This is a genomic window from Legionella gresilensis, assembly GCF_900639865.1.
GTDB classification, from domain to species: Bacteria; Pseudomonadota; Gammaproteobacteria; order Legionellales; family Legionellaceae; genus Legionella_C; species Legionella_C gresilensis.
The window spans coordinates 234,954-252,418 of sequence record NZ_CAAAHX010000001.1; the positions used below are offsets into that span (position 1 = coordinate 234,954).

A 17,465-nucleotide genomic window follows, 5' to 3' on the forward strand; every position below is an offset into this window, starting at 1 on the left:
TTAGCTTCATAAAATAAACAGCAGTTTCCTTAAGAGTATTAAAAGAGTTAATCCCGTTATATATAAAATTTACAATTACCTTGTTATGTAGAAGACAATTGAGAACTTGTTCTGAAGTCTACTATAAACTTCATGGAGAAATGCAATGCCTACTAATGCTCATTATTTTCCAAATTTAGTTCCTAACCAACCTAAAGATAACTCTTTAACGCTCATTTTTGATTATTTAGGTAAAATTAGTTTTTATTCATTAAATTTGTTACCCACTGTTAACTATCCAATCGCTCATAATAAAAGTAAAACTATCGCACTTAGCGATATTACAAATGCTAGTATACTCTATGCCGTAGCCTGCAGTAGCAGAGAAGTAGTAGGTAGTGCAAATTTTTGTAACATAGATATAGTACAAAATGTTTTAATAGCAAAGATGAATATTGCTATAACAAACAGAAAGGAAGTAGCCTTAGAAATTATTTCAAGCTGGCATAAATTTGCTCAATTTACACAGGATAACAATAAATTTAGTTCTAATAAAAGTCTATTACCAACCATTGAAGACTTCCCAGAAAAAATAAATCGCGTTATCTATACCCTACTTACTAATCAAATTAATCAACTTAAGAAAGAAGAAGCAGCTAATAAAAAATTAGAAAATAAAGCTAAACAATCCAAAATTTTAAAAGACTTAAGTCAATTAAGCCTAACTTTAGAATGTATAACGCGCAATATGGTAGGCGCAACATTCTGTCTTAAGTTAGATATAGAAAGCTTATTGTTTAAACTTGCAAAGCAAGTCGACGCCTTCGTATGTCATAATACAAATAATGAATTAAAAAATTACTTTACCCCCTTACAAGAATTACTACAAAGAGAAATGATTGCACATTACGGCGACTGGCTTCATTCATTAATTGAATATTTATATATTGAATTATCTGATAACAGGCCTCCAGAATGGGATGACAGCATAACTGATAAGGAGTCTATAGATAATGTGTTAAATTATTCTTCTGACTTATCTAATGCGATTATTAACCTATTAAAAGATGAATTTAGCCTATCAAGCAATAATTCAGCGGTAGAGGAACAATTAGAAGCAACAAGACAAGCTATGCAATTAAAAAAGACTTTTATAGATAGCCTCTTAAAACGAGATGGGTTAACTGCGGAAAAGATTGGGTTAGATAGGCTACAAGAAGCAACCCATTATGCTCTAACAAAAGCAGCATTAAACAGCCACATTACAATTGAACCTAGTGCAATCCATAAGTTTAAACCATCTTATAATTATGAGTATGTTAATTTTCTCCTTAATCATTTAAGTAGTTTATTTGGTATTACTCAAAATCAAGTTAATATTTTTGGTTTTTTGCTAGCAAAAATGGCACATATATCCCAATTCCCTACTTTCTGTACAATTGAAGGAGAGAATTCAACACGTCCTGATAGTTTAATATTTCCTGCCCAAAACATAATAATGAAACTGGACTTATCAGCCAAAAATACCCAAGCTTTGATCGATTTTTTAAATATAAATTATGGTATTAATACAGCCACCCCACCAGTAAACCCTGACACACACATTAAGATTAATTTGGTAACATTAATAGAGAAAATTTTACCTGACTGCTATCAGCATTTAGTATTAATGCTGTTAAAAAATGATAGAATTAAAGAAATTTATCCACAAATCGCCTTTTACCGTACATCTATTGAAGATTTACTCTTACCGTTTCAAAAACAATGCACCGCTTTAAGAAGACCTTTTAGTTATTCATTATTTGCAGCCACCTTACTTAAAGCTTTTAACATTGATGCAAATCCTTCTTACATTGAAATGTTTCGCAATGAAAACCGTACTGATGCGCTATTAGATGTTGACATTTATTTTGGGGATATGTCTTTAGCTGTTGCAAATGAGCTAGTAAAACGAATGAATGCTAGTTTTCCAAAAGCTTATGCTACCGTTCATGATAAAAGTTTAGATAGTGAGTTGCCAAATTTATACCAACATATTAGTTTCGATAAAACATTACTCTCAAATCACTACTTTAACAATTTAATAGCTAATAAACTTAAGCAAATTTCTTCAGAGAGTCAGAATAGGTCTAATATTTCTTCTAACTTTTTTAATAGAGCGCCTGCAGCACGGCATGTAGAGCAACCTGTAGCTGAATCTAATTGCACTATTATTTAAAGTTACATTTATTGGCTTTAATTATAAAGAAGTGACCCACAGTAGAAACTCTTTGGGTCACTTTAACCGTTATAAGCAATGCTGGTTCGGATTTGTTGAACAGTCATTAGAATAATAATACTTTAAATTTGATACGAATAAAGTAGGCTCATCATCCATTAAAAAAATTGTTTCTGGTTGAACATCCATATAATTAGCATCCCGTAAAATACGGTGATAAAATTTACCGGCATGTGGAAATAACCAATTGTCAAAGAAAGGCAGTAATTGTTCTGGATCATTAGAATAGAATCGTGCCTGAATATCACTTATAAGCTCACGACGCATTTCATAATTACTATTAAAGTAAAAGCTACTATGATCCTGCCTAGACAAAATTAATGGGCCATTTAAATATTTTTTCGTTCCAACATTAACTGTTAAGGCAGCAACCAACCCTCTGGCATTTTCCACGTAGAACTTTGTACCTAGTAAATCATGGCCGTTAAATTGACTTAAATATTGTTGTAAATAATCAATTGCTTCATTACTTAATGGATCAAAGTAACTGTGAATTGAAAAATTTATTGCATAATGATTTTCAGGATTGAAACCGCAAAAAATATAAGTATTGTAATAAAATTTATCAGGATTAATTTTGTTAATAAAAATCTTATCAATCTCTTTATTTACTTCCTCACAAGTTAGTTTCAATTCTTCTACGTTACCTCTAACCCGTACAATCTGAGTGGGATAATCTTTTCTAGCTAAAAGTAAATTTGGTAGCCCTGTATTTGACTCACTTGAATAATGATTAACAATAGTATTTTTTGGTACAAGAGGCATTGAAAATGTAACATTTTCAAAGTTACCTTTACTGTTTGAAAAAGCGACGATTGGACTTAAAATAAATGGCGCAATATATTTGTTGACTCGCATAATAAACTCCTGTTTATTTTAAAGTTAACATCCTTGCAATTATTACTGTGCCACTGTAAAAAAAAATAATCAATTAGGTTATTATAAATTTAATTACCTTTACGAATTTTTAAGCTTCGGTAAGCAGCTGTATGAAGTTACTTTATGCAAAGTTTATGAGGCACTGAATCCAGAATTTAAATAATCAAAAACATTATTATTTACCTTAATTCATTGGATACTACAAGGCTCTTAAATTCTGATGTTTCTAAATTAACACTTAAAGTTTTACAATTGAAAAAGCGGTTTTCATCTCTGAATATATCATTCATTTTTGATACTAATATTTCCCTATTAAATAAACTGTCTAGCATTTGCAAAACTTCACTCAAAAAAAATAAATTAACATCTTTCAAATATAAACATTTATAAGCCAAGCCTAATAAATTCTTGGCTTGATTTAAATGATCTTGCTCTGACAAACGAATAAGCAATGACTCTCTATAAAAGATAGTTAAAAAATTAGAATAAATTTGACTATTATTTCTATTTTTATTTAATGCTAAATTTTCAGTATAAAATTTTTTTAAAATTAATAAGTCTTTTATAATTTCTGGCACAAAATTTATAATTTTACCATTAGATATAATATCCATAAAAATAGGATCAGTCAGAAATTCATCAGAAAATTTTTTAATTAATTTTTCCATATATTTTTCATTTACCATCTTTTGATTATTTGAATCTTTATTTTCAGGAAAAAGGTCTCTTTTATCTTGGCTTTCAAAGGTTAAATTATCTTCAATATTAATCAAATTATCAAAGCTAACGCTTCGATATAAGAAAGAGCGTTCCTCGGTTAAATTTTTCAATTTGCATATCATATTTAAACGCTTAAACAGAACATCTGAAAATTCTTTTGCAAAAGGGTGATAATTTTTACTTTCACTAAAAATAATGGTGGAAAATGAAGAGAAACCTAAATAATCAGCCAATGCTTTTTGTAGGAGGAAAGTTAATAAATCAGGCGGTATTTCTTTTAAGGCTTTTAAAACTATATCATACAACCAATTAATATTAATTTTAAATCTCAAAGTGAAAGCTCTTTGAGCTATTGCAGTAAATAACCCGTTGATTTTTTTATAATTAAAAATATAACCTTTTGTAATTAATTTATATTTAGACCATCCTTGATACTCAAAAGGATTAAGAATATCTTCATAATAATTAAAATAGCGAAATGCTGCTCCCCAATCAATGCGGGCAAATTGAGTTTCCTTTTTTTCATTGGCTGTTGACAAACGATTTAAACAAACGATATTTCCACTGTGTACGCTGTAATCACCAAAAAGCAAAGAAAACATAAGTGCAATAGATAAACCATAGTAGGATTTAAATTGTGATGTTAATAGTGCATAATGATTAGGTCCATTTAGCATCTCTATAAGTGGATTTCGATCAGAATTATCCTTATATCCTGTGCCAATTATTTTATAGAGTTCAGTAAACTCGACCTTAGGTTGAATTAAGCCATAAGATCCATCCTCAAATTTAATCCAATCTGCATTAATTAAAGAATCAAAATATCGTGGCTCAATTAATTTTTCTTGCTTAAATTCTTTTAATAACAACCCTGCTAATAATTCTGTAAATAATTCTTTCAGATCAGTTGGCTTTTTTACAAAATAAACTTTCCCTTCTTGATCTTTATAAAAACCTTTAAGTTGATTTTTACCACCCAGAGTAGCTGCAATTTTAATTAACTCTTTATCTTTATACCTTAACATCGAATACTCCCTGGTGATAAAAAATATGACTTATTTTTTTTATTTTTAATTAAGTAGACTTATCTTTTCTATTAAAAGATTTACTTTAAATTAATTAAATTGAGCTGTTTCCTTTAAAATTAAATTAAATTTAGAATAAAACTGTAATGAAATAATCAAATTGAATTTATATTAAAAAAACTTGTTATTTACTTATCAGAATTTACAAGATAATAACCAAAATTTTGCTAGGGTGCAGCAATTTATCCATTCTTATTTTTGCTTAAATAGAGGGAGTAAGAAAAGCTTTTAGATAATTAGGAATTCTTTTATCTAACCAGTAGATAGGCCGTCCTGGAATGTTACCACTAACAAACCCAACATGCCCACCTTTTCTACTTAGCTCTAACGTCACACAATCAGGTAGTTGCTCAGGAAGGGGAATTACCTCAGGCGTCATAAAAGGATCATCTTTAGCATGAATAATTAAAGTTGGCGTCGCTATTTGTGGAAGATAATAAAGTGAACTTGCCTGTCGGTAGTAAGTATGCACACTTGTAAAGCCATGTAGGGGTGCCGTTATATTTGCGTCAAATGTCCAGAAACACTTCCATTTTTCGATATCTTTGAAAGCTGGTGATAAATTAGAAGTCATACCAGCGCGTTTATTAATAAAAATTTGATGCAACCGACCTAAAATTCGATTTTGGTAAATCCGAGAGAAACCTTGATTAATTCGATTCGCAACAATTCGCAGTTGAAAAGGAACAGAAACTGCAACTGCTGTGCTTAATAATTGTTGGTTGCCAACTTCTCCTAGCCATTTAAGTAATACATTACCACCTAAAGAAATACCTATTGCTGCTTTAAGAGTATGCGGTTCTAATTGGGCAAGATAATTAACAATAAAATTAAAATCAGCTGTATCACCAGAATGATAAGCTCGAGGTAGACGATTAGGCTGTCCGCTGGCACCACGAAAGTGCATTAAGACAACACGCCAGCCCTGCCTATTGATAGCATGCATTAAGCCACCTGCATAAGGTGATTTAACACTACCACCTAAACCATGTAATAAAATTACTAAAGGTGAATTAGCTGATAACCCATTAACGGCCCAAGCTAAATCAACAAAATCGCCATCCATTAATTCTACCCGTTCTATTTTATCAATGGGGGCTTTAATTTTACGCATTAAAGTGGGATATACTGTTTGAGCATGGGGAGATGGCAACCACCATGCGGGCTTAAAAGTACTTTCAATTATCATAAATCTCTATGGTATTCTGGACTAAATTCAGCTACTGCTTCAATCATGACAGCTACTTTTTCTGGCATAATATCCGGTGTAATACCATGCCCTAAATTAAATACATGCCCACTTCCATACCCATATGAATCTAACACCCTTTTTACATTCTCACGGATAACTTCATCACTTTTAAGTAAGAGTGCAGGTTCTAAGTTACCTTGCAAAGCAACTTCCCTACCAACTTGCGCTCTTGCATAGCTTAGCTCACAAGTCCAATCCAGACTTAAGGCATCACAGCCTGTTGCTGCCATTTCTTTTAGCCATTTTCCGCCACCTTTTGTAAATAAGATGATTGGAATATTAGGATGCATCGCTTTAAAAGCATGTACAATTTGCTGCATATATTGCAAAGAAAATTGCTGATACAAGTTTGTTGTTAATAAGCCTCCCCAAGTATCAAAAATCATAATAGCATTTACACCTGCTAAAACTTGCGCAAATAAATAATCTTTTACCGTTTGCGCTAGCTTGGTTAATAAAATATGAGCTACTTCTGGATGCCTATCTAGCAAAGTAATCATCTGGTTAAAATGACGGCTACTTTTTCCTTCAACCATGTAACAAGCAAGCGTCCATGGGCTTCCAGAAAATCCTATTAAAGGTAAATCTTTAGGCATCTCGCGCCGAATTAATTTAATAGCCTCGAATACATAAGCTAAATCTTTTTCTATATTAGGTAATGCAATTGCTTCAATAGCTTTTGCTGATCTAAGTGGCGTCTGAAAACAAGGCCCTTCCCCTTCTGCAAAATATAAGCCAAGCCCCATAGCATCCGGAATAGTTAAAATATCAGAAAAAACTATAGCAGCATCTAGCGAATAACGACGTAGAGGCTGCAATGTAACTTCACAAGCTAATTCGGGGGTCTTACATAAATTTAGAAAATCCCCTGCTTGCGCACGAACTTGACGATATTCTGGTAAATAGCGCCCTGCTTGTCGCATCAACCAAACTGGGGTACGAGGAATGGGCTTGTGTTGTAGGGCCCGTATTAATAGAGAGTTAGTGATGTCACTCATAGAAATCCAGAATAAAAAGGGCATTCTACCATTTTTAGCTCAGAGAAAAATGCTTAATTTAGTTAATAGGGTTTAATATAAGAATAAAAATCACTTAGATTAACTTAATTTGTTAATATAAAATACTTTATTTGTTAAGTCGTTTAATTCCTTCAAATGTAATTTAATAAATTCTAACCGCCTTACTAACGATCCAGCTGAGTTAAATTTTGGATTCACTTGAGCTTGGTCTTCTAAATCAGAAATCACTTGTTTAATTGAATCATTTTCTTTAATGCGCACAATTGCTTTTTTAACTATATGATGATGATGTCTATCCCAGTGACAAGTCATAAATAAACTAAAATTAGGTGAACTAGTATTTAATTTAGAATAATCGCTAAGTATAGCTAACGCATTTTCTTTTAAGCTTTTATTTTCATCCCATAGATGTTGATATCGTTTAGTTAATTTAAAATATTTATCTGTACTTATTATTTTCTTAATCCCTATATCATTGAGAAGTCTTTGCTGTTCTACAGTAAAACGACTTGTATAACTACTAACATAATGGTTAAGTGCTTGATAAGCTTCCCGCAAATAGTTGGGGCTTTGCCTTTTTAAAAAACTATCGATTTCAGGTTCTTGCAATGCATTCATTTTTGCCATTGCAACAATTAATTGTAAGAAAAGTTTTGCTTTGCTTGCGCTAGCTAGAGATTGTTTTACATTAATTACATCACGGCTATAAGGACAAAGAACTTGATTATTAGTTAGTACTTCTCCCGCATTTGAAAGTAATTTTCTCCTGTTTTCTTCTATTATTGCTGTTTGCAGACAAACTAATATTTTCTCTGCAAAAATGCTAATGGGCTTGTGCTCAACATCAATACTATTATTAGATTCTCCTGCTTGTTGATTCACTCTTAACTGATGAAGTTCGATAATGTAATCAATAAAAAAAATCATTTCTCTAGGTAAATCACTAAGTTCAAAAGTAATATTTGAATTTTCAGGCATAGCTGTTAACAGATAAATTGCCGCATCAATTCCTAGACACTCCTCTTCTATCTGCCCAAAATTAAGACCTGCATCTACCATTTTTGTTAATATTCTTTTATAAATAATTTCTTCTTCATTACGTGGTATGTATTCTTTTAGCGCTAATTTTATAAATGATTTATCTTGTAAGCCTTCTTCAATAATTTTAGGACATTCTCTTAAGTTATTCTGTAATCCTAAAATTGTCTGTTTAGAAAATAATCTAACAAAAGAATTATTTTCATAGTGAACAAATACTGGATCACTAGGAATTTCAGCTTCAATTGGATCATAAAGATGAGAAATTATACTAGCTAAGGCTAGTTTTTGTTGCGTCCCTATCAAATTTTTATAATTAAACATAGCCTAATATTCTCTTATTGTTGCTTTATAGCCTCTCCTCCTAAGCTTCATACTGCATTACAAGCTTGCTCGTACCTTGTCTGAAACATAGTGGGAAACACTTTACTAATTATATTACCGACTAATTTATAGCTTTATTAAAAATTAAGTCATTTAATATTAATAATATACATATGATAATTTAATTAAGATGGCAAATTAATTTTGATTATTGTTGTAAGTTAGAATTAACACAATTATCAATTGACTGTAAATTTGAAAGATCTTAGTTTTATAATGAGATTATTTTAATTTTTATGAAAGTTCATTTATGATTGCTCTTAAGAGTATGAATTGTTATTCTAGTTTTCTTTAAAAGGATATTTAAGATGGATAGACTTGAAATCACAGGTCTCACTATTGCTACTAAAATTGGCGTACATACCTGGGAAAAACGTATCGTACAGCGTCTAGTATTAAATATTTCTATCCCTACTAATTTTAACGATTGTAATGATGATATTAATAAAACAATTGATTATGCGAAATTAACAGAATTAGTAACTACGTTTGTTGAATCAAATTCTTTTAATTTAATTGAGACTGTAGCAGACAACGTTGCACAATTAATTAAGAAAGAGTTTAGCCTCAACGAGGTTACAGTAAGCGTTAGCAAACCTCATGCTATTAAAAATGCGACTGATGTACGTGTCTGTGTAAACCGTTAAGTATCTATTTAACTTGCATGTGATTAAGCTTTCTAGACTTATATAAACATTCGCTGTTTTTTAATTTTTTTACAGTTATAATTGCATTTAACCCATGCAAAACATACATATGTACATATTTAAAAAATAACACTGTTTTGAGTTGACATTAGATTTTCATTAATATCTTGCTGTAGGCTAATATTATTCTTACGATTTCCTGCTCTATTAAATAAAGATTCTTTATAGCTTAACTCTCTAACTATTGGTCTATCAGCTACAGTTACATTTGTATTAGATTGATGTTTACTAGTCAAATCTAACTTAGTTGGGAATGAATTACTTTTTTCTGACAGAGAAGAGCTCATACATAACAGAATAAATGTGCAAAACAAACCAATCGCAGATAAAGTACAAATACTGCTAAAGGCCGCAGCGATCCCAGCTGTAAATGCGATAACGGGTAATGCAAGGCCACCTGTTACTATAGTTGCTACTAAAACGCTACTAATGAGTAAAGTACTTGCACCTAGTAGTAAACCAATTGATAAATTTGAACCTAATAGCTTTTTAGGCCATGAAACTCTCTTATCAAGTGAATTATCAATAATAAGTTGATTTCTATAAGCATTAAATAAAACAAAAAGCGTTGTTGACAACATAATTGCCATAGGAATGAGTGGCGGTACGGCAATGCCAGCTATAGAAAAACTAATAATAAAAGCTAAGAAAACCACCGTACTATAAATTAAAATCCCTTGGTTTTGTATAATATTTTGGTATAGAGAATGATTTAATTTATTATGTTTAAATAGATAATTTAAAGAACCGTTTAAACAAACATCTGTAAAAAAGACGGTCTTATTGCTAGATTCCATCGCACAACTAACGCCACCTTCCTCCGAAACAACTCGACAGCAAGGCGCATCATTTAAGCCATCCCCTACAAACCATACACCTTTAGGATCAGTGCCGGGAGCGTCCATAAGTTTTTTTAAAAACTGCTCTTTATCTTGGGGGGTTTGCCCCACGTAAATATCTTGTTCATCAAAAATTGACTTGATTTGCTTATTAAACCCTTTAGCCGATAAAAAATTATCACCTGTTAGCATTATAATTTTTTTGCCTTGACTCTTTAAATAAGAGAGCGCTTCTATAATACCTTCTCTTACTTCGTGCTTAACATAAATGACACCTTTATAAATGCCATCTTCGGCAACATAAACGGCTGAAAAACCTTGTTCAATTTTAGTTTTATCAAGGTCAGGAATAATAATATGATTATCTTTTAGATAATCGATACTTCCTATATGAATTAATTTCTCTTGCACACGCGCACTTAACCCGCGATTTTTCTCATCTATCTTATGCTCTTTGATATCATCAAAAAGAAGTTGACTATTAGTATTAGTTTCATAATGTTTCTGAATTGCTTTAGCTAATGGATGTTCTCTACCATATCCTTTTTCTAGCAAATAAATTCTCTGCCATAGTGGTGAATTTATAGGGATATCAGATGATTCAACAACAGAATTACCTGTAGTTAACGTTCCTGTTTTATCAAATACAATAGTATGTATTACATCTACCTGCCCACTTATTAAGCTTTCATCTCGCAGATGAATACCTTTGCTACTACGATGGTGGATGCTGATTAATTTTGGCAATTGATGAGCAATAGCAATGGTACAAGGGCATACGGAAAATAAAATACCAATCACATTTTGCATAATTAAAGAGGTCGCCATCACGCCAAAAGCTACCGGTGCAAAAACAGCAGCAACAATACCGACTGCAAGCAAAGCGGTATAGACATATGCAAACTGAGGTATTGCTTCAAACGTAGGTGTATTTCTAGCACGATTTGAACGAAATAATAAACTGTTCACCGTACTATTATAAGTATTTTTAGTAGCATATACTGTTACTTTCTGGCCAAGGTTAATTGCACCTGCAGGAATACTTTGCCAAAGTTGTTTGCTCTGTTGTGGCTCTCCAGTTAGAAGTGACGCATCAATCACCGTATTGCCCTCAATTAAAATACAGTCTACAGGAAAGCATTCACCCTGTTTAACTTCAATAATCATACCTTCTGTTAATAAATTTCTGTGCTCTTCTTGTACTTCTGCAGCACTTAATAACTGTTGCAAAAACTCATTGCTATCTTCTTCATATACGAAGGAAACATCTTCAGAAGAGCGTTGATTTTTATTATTAATTACTAAATCTATTTTATGAGATAAAATTTCTAATTGATTTTGGGATAATTGATAGCAACGATATCTTTCAGACATTTGTGGAAATAACGAGTTGATTCCTTTAAGTTGTATCTTTTTAGATTTCTCTAAAATTAGACGTTTAATTTCATTCATGGCATTGATACATATTATCAACATAATTGGCATAAGAAAGTTCATAAAAACCATCGAAAAACCAATAGCCAAAGGCATTGCTATAGTATGAAAAATTGTATGTGCCAAAGATAAAAACCAGCCAAGGCTAATAGTAGTAGACATATTAGCTAATTTTTTAGTACGTAGATTACGAAAAAAATTAAGCAAATATTCTCTTGAGGTAAACGCTGTAGCTAGAAAAGAGATTGCTGTTAAACTAGCAGTCAGTAAAATTGAAGGTGGAAAGACAAGCGCTAAGGTAATAATAATACCCATAGCAATCAAATTTATTAATATATTTATCCAATTGGTTTTGCTGTATTTATTATCTGCTTGCTCTTTTGATGTGTCATCAATTACTTCAAAAATGATATCTTCTTTAATTTTAGCTACAAGTTTTGCATGAAAATTTTTTGCTGGAGAAAAATCAACCTCGCTGCTTTCTATAGTAATTGTTAATCGATGAAGTCCTAAACCACTGGGTTCAGAATCTATTATAATACGAGCATCTGGAGGTAGAAGTTTTTCTTTAATACAATCACCAATACAAGCTTTAAGAAGACTTTGAATTGTATTGCCACAACTATCAAAACACATGATACCAGCAACTAGAAAAGACTCCTGAAAGAGAGTTATTTTTTTCATCTAAGGGAGGGTAACCAAAAGAAAGTGCCCTATTCTAAAATAATTTGTAGATAATTACTACACAAAAACGGGGTTGTTGCGGATGCTATGCAAGTCGTGGAAATAAGGTCTTATGTTATAGGTTTTGCAACATATTATTGCAAAGCGAATACATTTTTTTTAGGTTTATTTATGGTTTAAATAAAGCAAATAAGCAAACGCAAACATATTTTAGAAGAAAAAAGGTTCATAAATTTTTGCCGCTGTAAACTCAAACATCAATTTTACGGATCATCCCTTTCATACGTTCACTCCTTGCTACTGCAATCTGAGCCTTTTCAGCTTCAGCACGTGAAGGAAAAGGGCCAACTACTACCCGATACCAATTTACATTATTTTTTAAAATAGGTGAGATTGCTACATCAAAACCTCGTAATACTAAGGCTGCTTTCAAATGTTCAGCATCTTGACGTCGATTAAAGGCTGCAATTTGTATTAAAAATGCTTCTCTAGAATGACGAGCAGCTAATAGACTTCCTTTATTATCAACTGATACTACCGCTTGGCGAACGTGTTGATTAGGAAGTTGGGTCGTTGAATTAATGGGTGAGCGCTGTCCAATTATCTCCTGGGGTTGCGCTTGCTGTGTATTCCCTGCGCCCTGTAAAGCTGCACCTTGCATAGCTGAATTAGGTACCAGTTGTGGTATAGGTTGGTTTCTAGCACTTGCTACAGCCATTCGATTAACTGTTGGAGCAGGTGGCGTATTATCTTTAGCTAGTAAAGTATAAAATTCGAACTTTGGTTTAACAATTTGCTGTTTAGCTACTTTTATTTTTTCAGCAGGTAACTCTTTATGTTTTAAAACATGCTGATTAACCCAAGCTGATAAACTAGTAAAATCAAAAACTGTAGCAGTCAAATAACCACACAAAAAAGAGGCTAACAAGGTAACCAATTGTTTTGGAACATTCCGACGTTGTCTTACGGGCCGCTTAACATAATCCTTTGCCATCACATACTCTCAGGGGCTGAAACACCTAATAATTGCAATCCATTTCCTAACACCTGACGTACTGCAGTAAGTAGGCACATTCGGGCGTTACGTAATGACTCATCTTCACATAATAAAATTATTGCATTGTAATAGCTATGTAAGCCATTAGCTAGTTCTCGTAAATAATAAGCAAGTTGATGAGGCTCACAATTAGATGCCGCTAATGTAATCACTTCTGGATAACGACTTAACAAGGTTAATAATGTTATTTCATTTGGTTCGGATAACTGCTTGATTGATTGTAAGCCTTGCTCTATATTTAACGTATATTGTCGCTCTTGCAATTGCCTTAAAACGCTACATATCCGCGCATGAGCATACTGAATATAATAGACTGGATTTTCATTTGATTTTGACTTAGCTAGATCGAGATCAAAATCCATATGTTGTTCAGGCTTACGCATGACATAAAAAAAGCGAGCTGCATCATTACCAACTTCTTCACGCAATTCTCTTAGGGTAACAAAGGACCCACTGCGAGTCGACATTTGCATGCGTTCGCCACCTCGGTATAAAATTGCGAATTGAACTAACATAACATCGAGTGCTCGTTCATCATGCCCTAATGCTGTAACAGCAGCGCGAACCCGGGAAACATAGCCATGATGATCAGCACCAAAAATATCGATAACTCTAGCAAAACCACGGTTATATTTATCCCAATGATAAGCCACGTCTGAAGCAAAATAAGTTGTTTGCCCATTTGCTCGAATTAATACTCTATCTTTTTCATCACCAAAAGCAGTCGCTTTAAACCATAAGGCACCCTCTTTTTCATAAGTGTACCCAGCCTGTTTTAAGGCATCGATACCTTTCTCAATTGCCTTCCCTTCTAATAATGAACGCTCTGAAAACCAACAATCAAAATGAACACCAAATTCATTTAAATCATCTTTTATATCATTAAGGACAGAATCAAGTGCTTGCTTATGAAATAAATTGAAACTTGCTGTACCTAGCAGGGCCTTCATTCTTAAAATAACAGCATCAATATACGCTTCTTTATCACCACCCTGAGGCTCATCAGGTGGTAAACCTTCTGTAATAATTGACCATGGATAAACATATTGATGGCTATGTTTACTTAAAAAATCGTCTGCAATTGCTTGAACATAATCACCACGATAAGCATTTGCTGGAAATATAATTGGTTCACCTGCTAATTCAAGATAACGAAGCCATACACTAGCCGTTAAAATATCCATTTGCCGACCAGCATCATTAACATAATACTCATTACTTACATTAAATCCTGCTGCTTTTAAAATATTTGATAAAGTAGCGCCGAAAGCAGCACCTCGGCCATGGCCAACATGAAGCGGGCCTGTTGGATTAGCTGAAACAAATTCGAGAATAACTTTTTTATTGTGGCCAAGATTAGAATGACCAAATTGTTCTTTTTCTGTTAAAATTTTTGCGATTACTTCTAATAAAACGTCATTACCTAGAAAGAAATTGATAAATCCTGGCCCCGCTATTTCGATACGTACAACCGAGGGATGCGGATTTAATGCATTTATAATGAGATCAGCCATTTGCCTGGGTGGTTTTTGACAAGGCTTTGCTAACATAAGTGCTAAATTTGTGGCAAAATCACCGTGATTAGCATCTTTTGTTCGCTCAATCTTAACTTCAACATCCTGCTCAGTCGAAATGATACCTTGTGTTTTAAGTTTAGCTAATGCATCTAAAAGTAGCTGTTCAACAATGTGTTTCATCAGATTTTTCGTTTATCAAAAGGCAACTATTATGCGCTTTTTCCTGCCAGAAGCAAAGCTTTTGCTTCTACTTAAGCGCTTCCTAGGATACAAGTCATTTAAGTTAAATAAATATCATCTATTTTGGTCGAAATAGAACTCTCAAGGCTTAGAAATTTTAATATAATCTGGATATAGAAAACTAGGAAATTGGGAATCATGGCATATATCCATCTGTTTCTTAAGTTTTGATTTAAGATTAATAAGGTCTTGGATTCTCAATTTAAATAATGCTCTTAAAGCAGCTAAGTCATGTTTAACTATCGAATTACATGTACTTTTTGACCAAGAAGCCTTATCCCACCGCCCTTTATACACTGCGAGTTCCAAGCCTATTTTGGAATCAGGACCAAACCAATTTTCTTCTCTAGTTTTACTATTACCAAAATGTATTGATGCAGGGTGTCTAATAAAATCTGGTAGAGGATAAAAAGGGTACCTAGAACCATACTCATTAACAACGTGCATAGGCAATAATTTTTGCGCACCGCCAACACCTTCTACCCATTGCTTATTAATAATGTCCCAATTTTTCTTCCCTGGTATATCCAGCAAATCCAATTGAGTTTGCAATTCTTTAATAATGGTATTCTCGTAATCGAAATGCTTTTCGGTGATTATTTTACCATTAAGTCTATAAGTGATTCCTACAGTATTAACTTGGTCATATTGAGTTAATAATATTGCGCATATATTTTTACCTACCTCATATTTAGGTATGCAATTAAGCATCATAGCCCACATGTGCTTATCTAGTGCCCAAAGTGTGTATTCAAATGCACTAATGTTATCAAAAGTTCGTCCAGAGCAATCCGTTACTTTGCCCTTTTGAAAAATTAAATTTATATTATCATATAGCATAAGGTGAACTTCATCATGCTCACCACGCACAAGAGATTGTAATAGTCTAGAAGCATCAATTATAGGCTTAAATAAAACTAAATGATTCTTTGCAGTTAGAGCAAACTTTACTAAAGTAGATAGGGATAAACTTTGAGTTATTTCAATTTTGAGATTATCTGGTAATTTTTTAAAAAACTTAAATTGACCTTGCATACCTTGTGTCTTACGTTACTTAGAGTTAATTCAGCAAAGTATTATACTTAGATTAATTGAATAAAAAATAACTAGCAAGATTTAAAATACTCACATAGAATTATTTAGAAACATATTTTAGTCGTAATATCTTCAAATTTCTTTTACTCTTCTACAGGTAATTTCTCATAAGCTTTTCTAATATAACCATCTTGCGATAATATAATCGCAAGAGGCCTTGTTTTATCAAAATGAGCAAAAACAATCATCATCATCACTGTTATGGGTACCGCAAGAAACATCCCCAATATACCCCATATTGCCCCCCAAAGAGCAAGGGAAAATAAAATAACTAATGGACTTAAGTGTAATGACTTGCCTAAGTATCTAGGTTCAATAATATTACCGATGATGAAATGGATAAAGATAAAACCAAGGGAGATAATAAGAAACGGTAACCAATCATCAAATTGAATCATCGCCAATAAAGCTGGAAAAACTGTTGCAATAATAGCGCCTATATTTGGAATATAATTCAGAAAGAAAATTAAAAGAGCCCAGAACTCCGCAAAATCGAGTCCTACAAGCTTCATTAGTAGCCAGCTGGTAATTGCAGTTATCACACTTAGAAATGTTTTAATACCTAAGTAGGTTTGCGTGTCATTAACAATATGATTGATAATATTGTCTACTAATTCTCGATGCTCCGTTTGAGGAAATAGAGCATCTATTTTTTGTCTTAAATAATGTTGCTCAACAAATAAAAACACAACATATAAGGTTATAAGCACAGCAGAGCCTGCAATTGTACTAAAAACAGAATAAACATTAACAATTAAATTTTGTACGCTTACATCTTTTAAAAAACTATCAAAGCGAGCAAGCATCTTAATATGGAAAAAATTATCAATATTTTTAAGAATATCCATAAGGTTTTCTTGATAACGTGGCGAAACCTCAATGACCTCTATAACATTACCAGAGATAATATTTACCAACATTGTAAATAGAGCTATTACAATTAGAAGAGCAATTAGTGTCCTAAGCCAAAGTGGCATATGAGTACCATAAACAGGGATATGCTGTATTGATACAATGATGGTATTGAGCAGATGCCAAATAAAAATGGCAATAACAAATGGAATAAGTAAGCCCCGACCGACAACTAACAAAAAGCCAATGATACAAACTAAGATCATGTTTGCAGTAAAGGTAACAGTCCGGTTCATTCCTTCTCCTGTTGTTTAGCTTTTCAAAAGATTTCTTTTGAAAAAGTTACTATAACGGTGTTAGAAGCAACCATGCAACTGTGGAATACATTAAGATACGAATTTGCCTC

At 32.6% G+C, this 17,465-nt stretch carries 12 protein-coding genes; 2 read left to right on the forward strand and 10 right to left on the reverse strand.

The window, feature by feature from the left end:
- The first annotated feature begins 145 nt into the window (after window positions 1-145).
- Window positions 146-2,197 (forward strand): hypothetical protein, encoded by a 2,052-nt coding sequence (locus tag E1P04_RS01020; RefSeq protein ID WP_131781070.1) that lies wholly within the window; start codon window positions 146-148, stop codon window positions 2,195-2,197.
- Between the two features lie 69 nt (window positions 2,198-2,266).
- Here the strand turns inward: E1P04_RS01020 and E1P04_RS01025 are convergent, their stop codons facing one another.
- The 5 genes from E1P04_RS01025 to E1P04_RS01045 form a co-directional block, all read right to left on the reverse strand.
- Window positions 2,267-3,115, reverse strand: coding sequence for an Lpg0189 family type II secretion system effector (locus E1P04_RS01025; protein WP_131781071.1), 849 nt, complete (start codon window positions 3,113-3,115; stop codon window positions 2,267-2,269).
- Window positions 3,116-3,315: 200 nt separating this feature from the next.
- Entirely contained in the window at window positions 3,316-4,725 is a 1,410-nt protein-coding gene (locus tag E1P04_RS01030; protein ID WP_131781072.1) for a hypothetical protein, read from the reverse strand.
- 418 nt (window positions 4,726-5,143) lie between these two features.
- Window positions 5,144-6,130 (reverse strand): hydrolase, encoded by a 987-nt coding sequence (locus E1P04_RS01035; protein WP_131781073.1) that lies wholly within the window; start codon window positions 6,128-6,130, stop codon window positions 5,144-5,146.
- Entirely contained in the window at window positions 6,127-7,191 is a 1,065-nt protein-coding gene (gene hemE / locus E1P04_RS01040) for a uroporphyrinogen decarboxylase (protein WP_131781074.1), read from the reverse strand. The genes E1P04_RS01035 and hemE overlap by 4 nt, the downstream gene beginning before the upstream one ends.
- Window positions 7,192-7,290: 99 nt before the next feature.
- The gene (locus tag E1P04_RS01045; RefSeq protein WP_131781075.1) at window positions 7,291-8,574 is read right to left on the reverse strand and encodes a DUF5617 domain-containing protein; all 1,284 of its coding nucleotides are present in this window, start codon (window positions 8,572-8,574) and stop codon (window positions 7,291-7,293) included.
- A gap of 368 nt (window positions 8,575-8,942) precedes the next feature.
- On the opposite strand from E1P04_RS01045, the gene folB reads away from it, so the two are divergent.
- Window positions 8,943-9,281, forward strand: coding sequence for a dihydroneopterin aldolase (gene folB / locus E1P04_RS01050; RefSeq protein WP_131781076.1), 339 nt, complete (start codon window positions 8,943-8,945; stop codon window positions 9,279-9,281).
- A gap of 119 nt (window positions 9,282-9,400) precedes the next feature.
- On the opposite strand, the gene E1P04_RS01055 is transcribed toward folB, so the two are convergent.
- The 5 genes from E1P04_RS01055 to E1P04_RS01075 all read right to left on the reverse strand — a co-directional run bounded on the left by E1P04_RS01055 (window position 9,401) and on the right by E1P04_RS01075 (window position 17,355).
- Complete coding sequence (locus E1P04_RS01055; protein WP_131781077.1) at window positions 9,401-12,298, reverse strand: HAD-IC family P-type ATPase; 2,898 nt, start codon at window positions 12,296-12,298, stop codon at window positions 9,401-9,403.
- A gap of 250 nt (window positions 12,299-12,548) precedes the next feature.
- Window positions 12,549-13,292, reverse strand: a complete 744-nt coding sequence (locus E1P04_RS01060) for an SPOR domain-containing protein (protein WP_131781078.1) — start codon at window positions 13,290-13,292, stop codon at window positions 12,549-12,551.
- Window positions 13,292-15,052, reverse strand: a complete 1,761-nt coding sequence (gene argS, locus E1P04_RS01065; RefSeq protein ID WP_131781079.1) for an arginine--tRNA ligase — start codon at window positions 15,050-15,052, stop codon at window positions 13,292-13,294. Before argS ends, E1P04_RS01060 begins: the two co-directional genes overlap by 1 nt.
- A 141-nt stretch (window positions 15,053-15,193) precedes the next feature.
- Window positions 15,194-16,147 (reverse strand): F-box protein, encoded by a 954-nt coding sequence (locus tag E1P04_RS01070; protein ID WP_242604362.1) that lies wholly within the window; start codon window positions 16,145-16,147, stop codon window positions 15,194-15,196.
- Between the two features lie 143 nt (window positions 16,148-16,290).
- Window positions 16,291-17,355: an AI-2E family transporter gene (locus E1P04_RS01075; RefSeq protein WP_131781080.1), complete on the reverse strand. Its 1,065-nt coding sequence runs from the start codon at window positions 17,353-17,355 to the stop codon at window positions 16,291-16,293.
- Window positions 17,356-17,465 lie beyond the last annotated feature (110 nt).

Coding starts and splice junctions, on each gene's coding strand:
- E1P04_RS01020 (WP_131781070.1), top strand. CDS start 146: ATGCCTACTAATGCTCATTATTTTCCAAATTTAGTTCCTAACCAACCT.
- E1P04_RS01025 (WP_131781071.1), bottom strand. CDS start 3,115: ATGCGAGTCAACAAATATATTGCGCCATTTATTTTAAGTCCAATCGTC.
- E1P04_RS01035 (WP_131781073.1), bottom strand. CDS start 6,130: ATGATAATTGAAAGTACTTTTAAGCCCGCATGGTGGTTGCCATCTCCC.
- hemE (WP_131781074.1), bottom strand. CDS start 7,191: ATGAGTGACATCACTAACTCTCTATTAATACGGGCCCTACAACACAAG.
- E1P04_RS01045 (WP_131781075.1), bottom strand. CDS start 8,574: ATGTTTAATTATAAAAATTTGATAGGGACGCAACAAAAACTAGCCTTA.
- folB (WP_131781076.1), top strand. CDS start 8,943: ATGGATAGACTTGAAATCACAGGTCTCACTATTGCTACTAAAATTGGC.
- E1P04_RS01055 (WP_131781077.1), bottom strand. CDS start 12,298: ATGAAAAAAATAACTCTCTTTCAGGAGTCTTTTCTAGTTGCTGGTATC.
- E1P04_RS01060 (WP_131781078.1), bottom strand. CDS start 13,292: ATGGCAAAGGATTATGTTAAGCGGCCCGTAAGACAACGTCGGAATGTT.
- argS (WP_131781079.1), bottom strand. CDS start 15,052: ATGAAACACATTGTTGAACAGCTACTTTTAGATGCATTAGCTAAACTT.
- E1P04_RS01070 (WP_242604362.1), bottom strand. CDS start 16,147: ATGCAAGGTCAATTTAAGTTTTTTAAAAAATTACCAGATAATCTCAAA.
- E1P04_RS01075 (WP_131781080.1), bottom strand. CDS start 17,355: ATGAACCGGACTGTTACCTTTACTGCAAACATGATCTTAGTTTGTATC.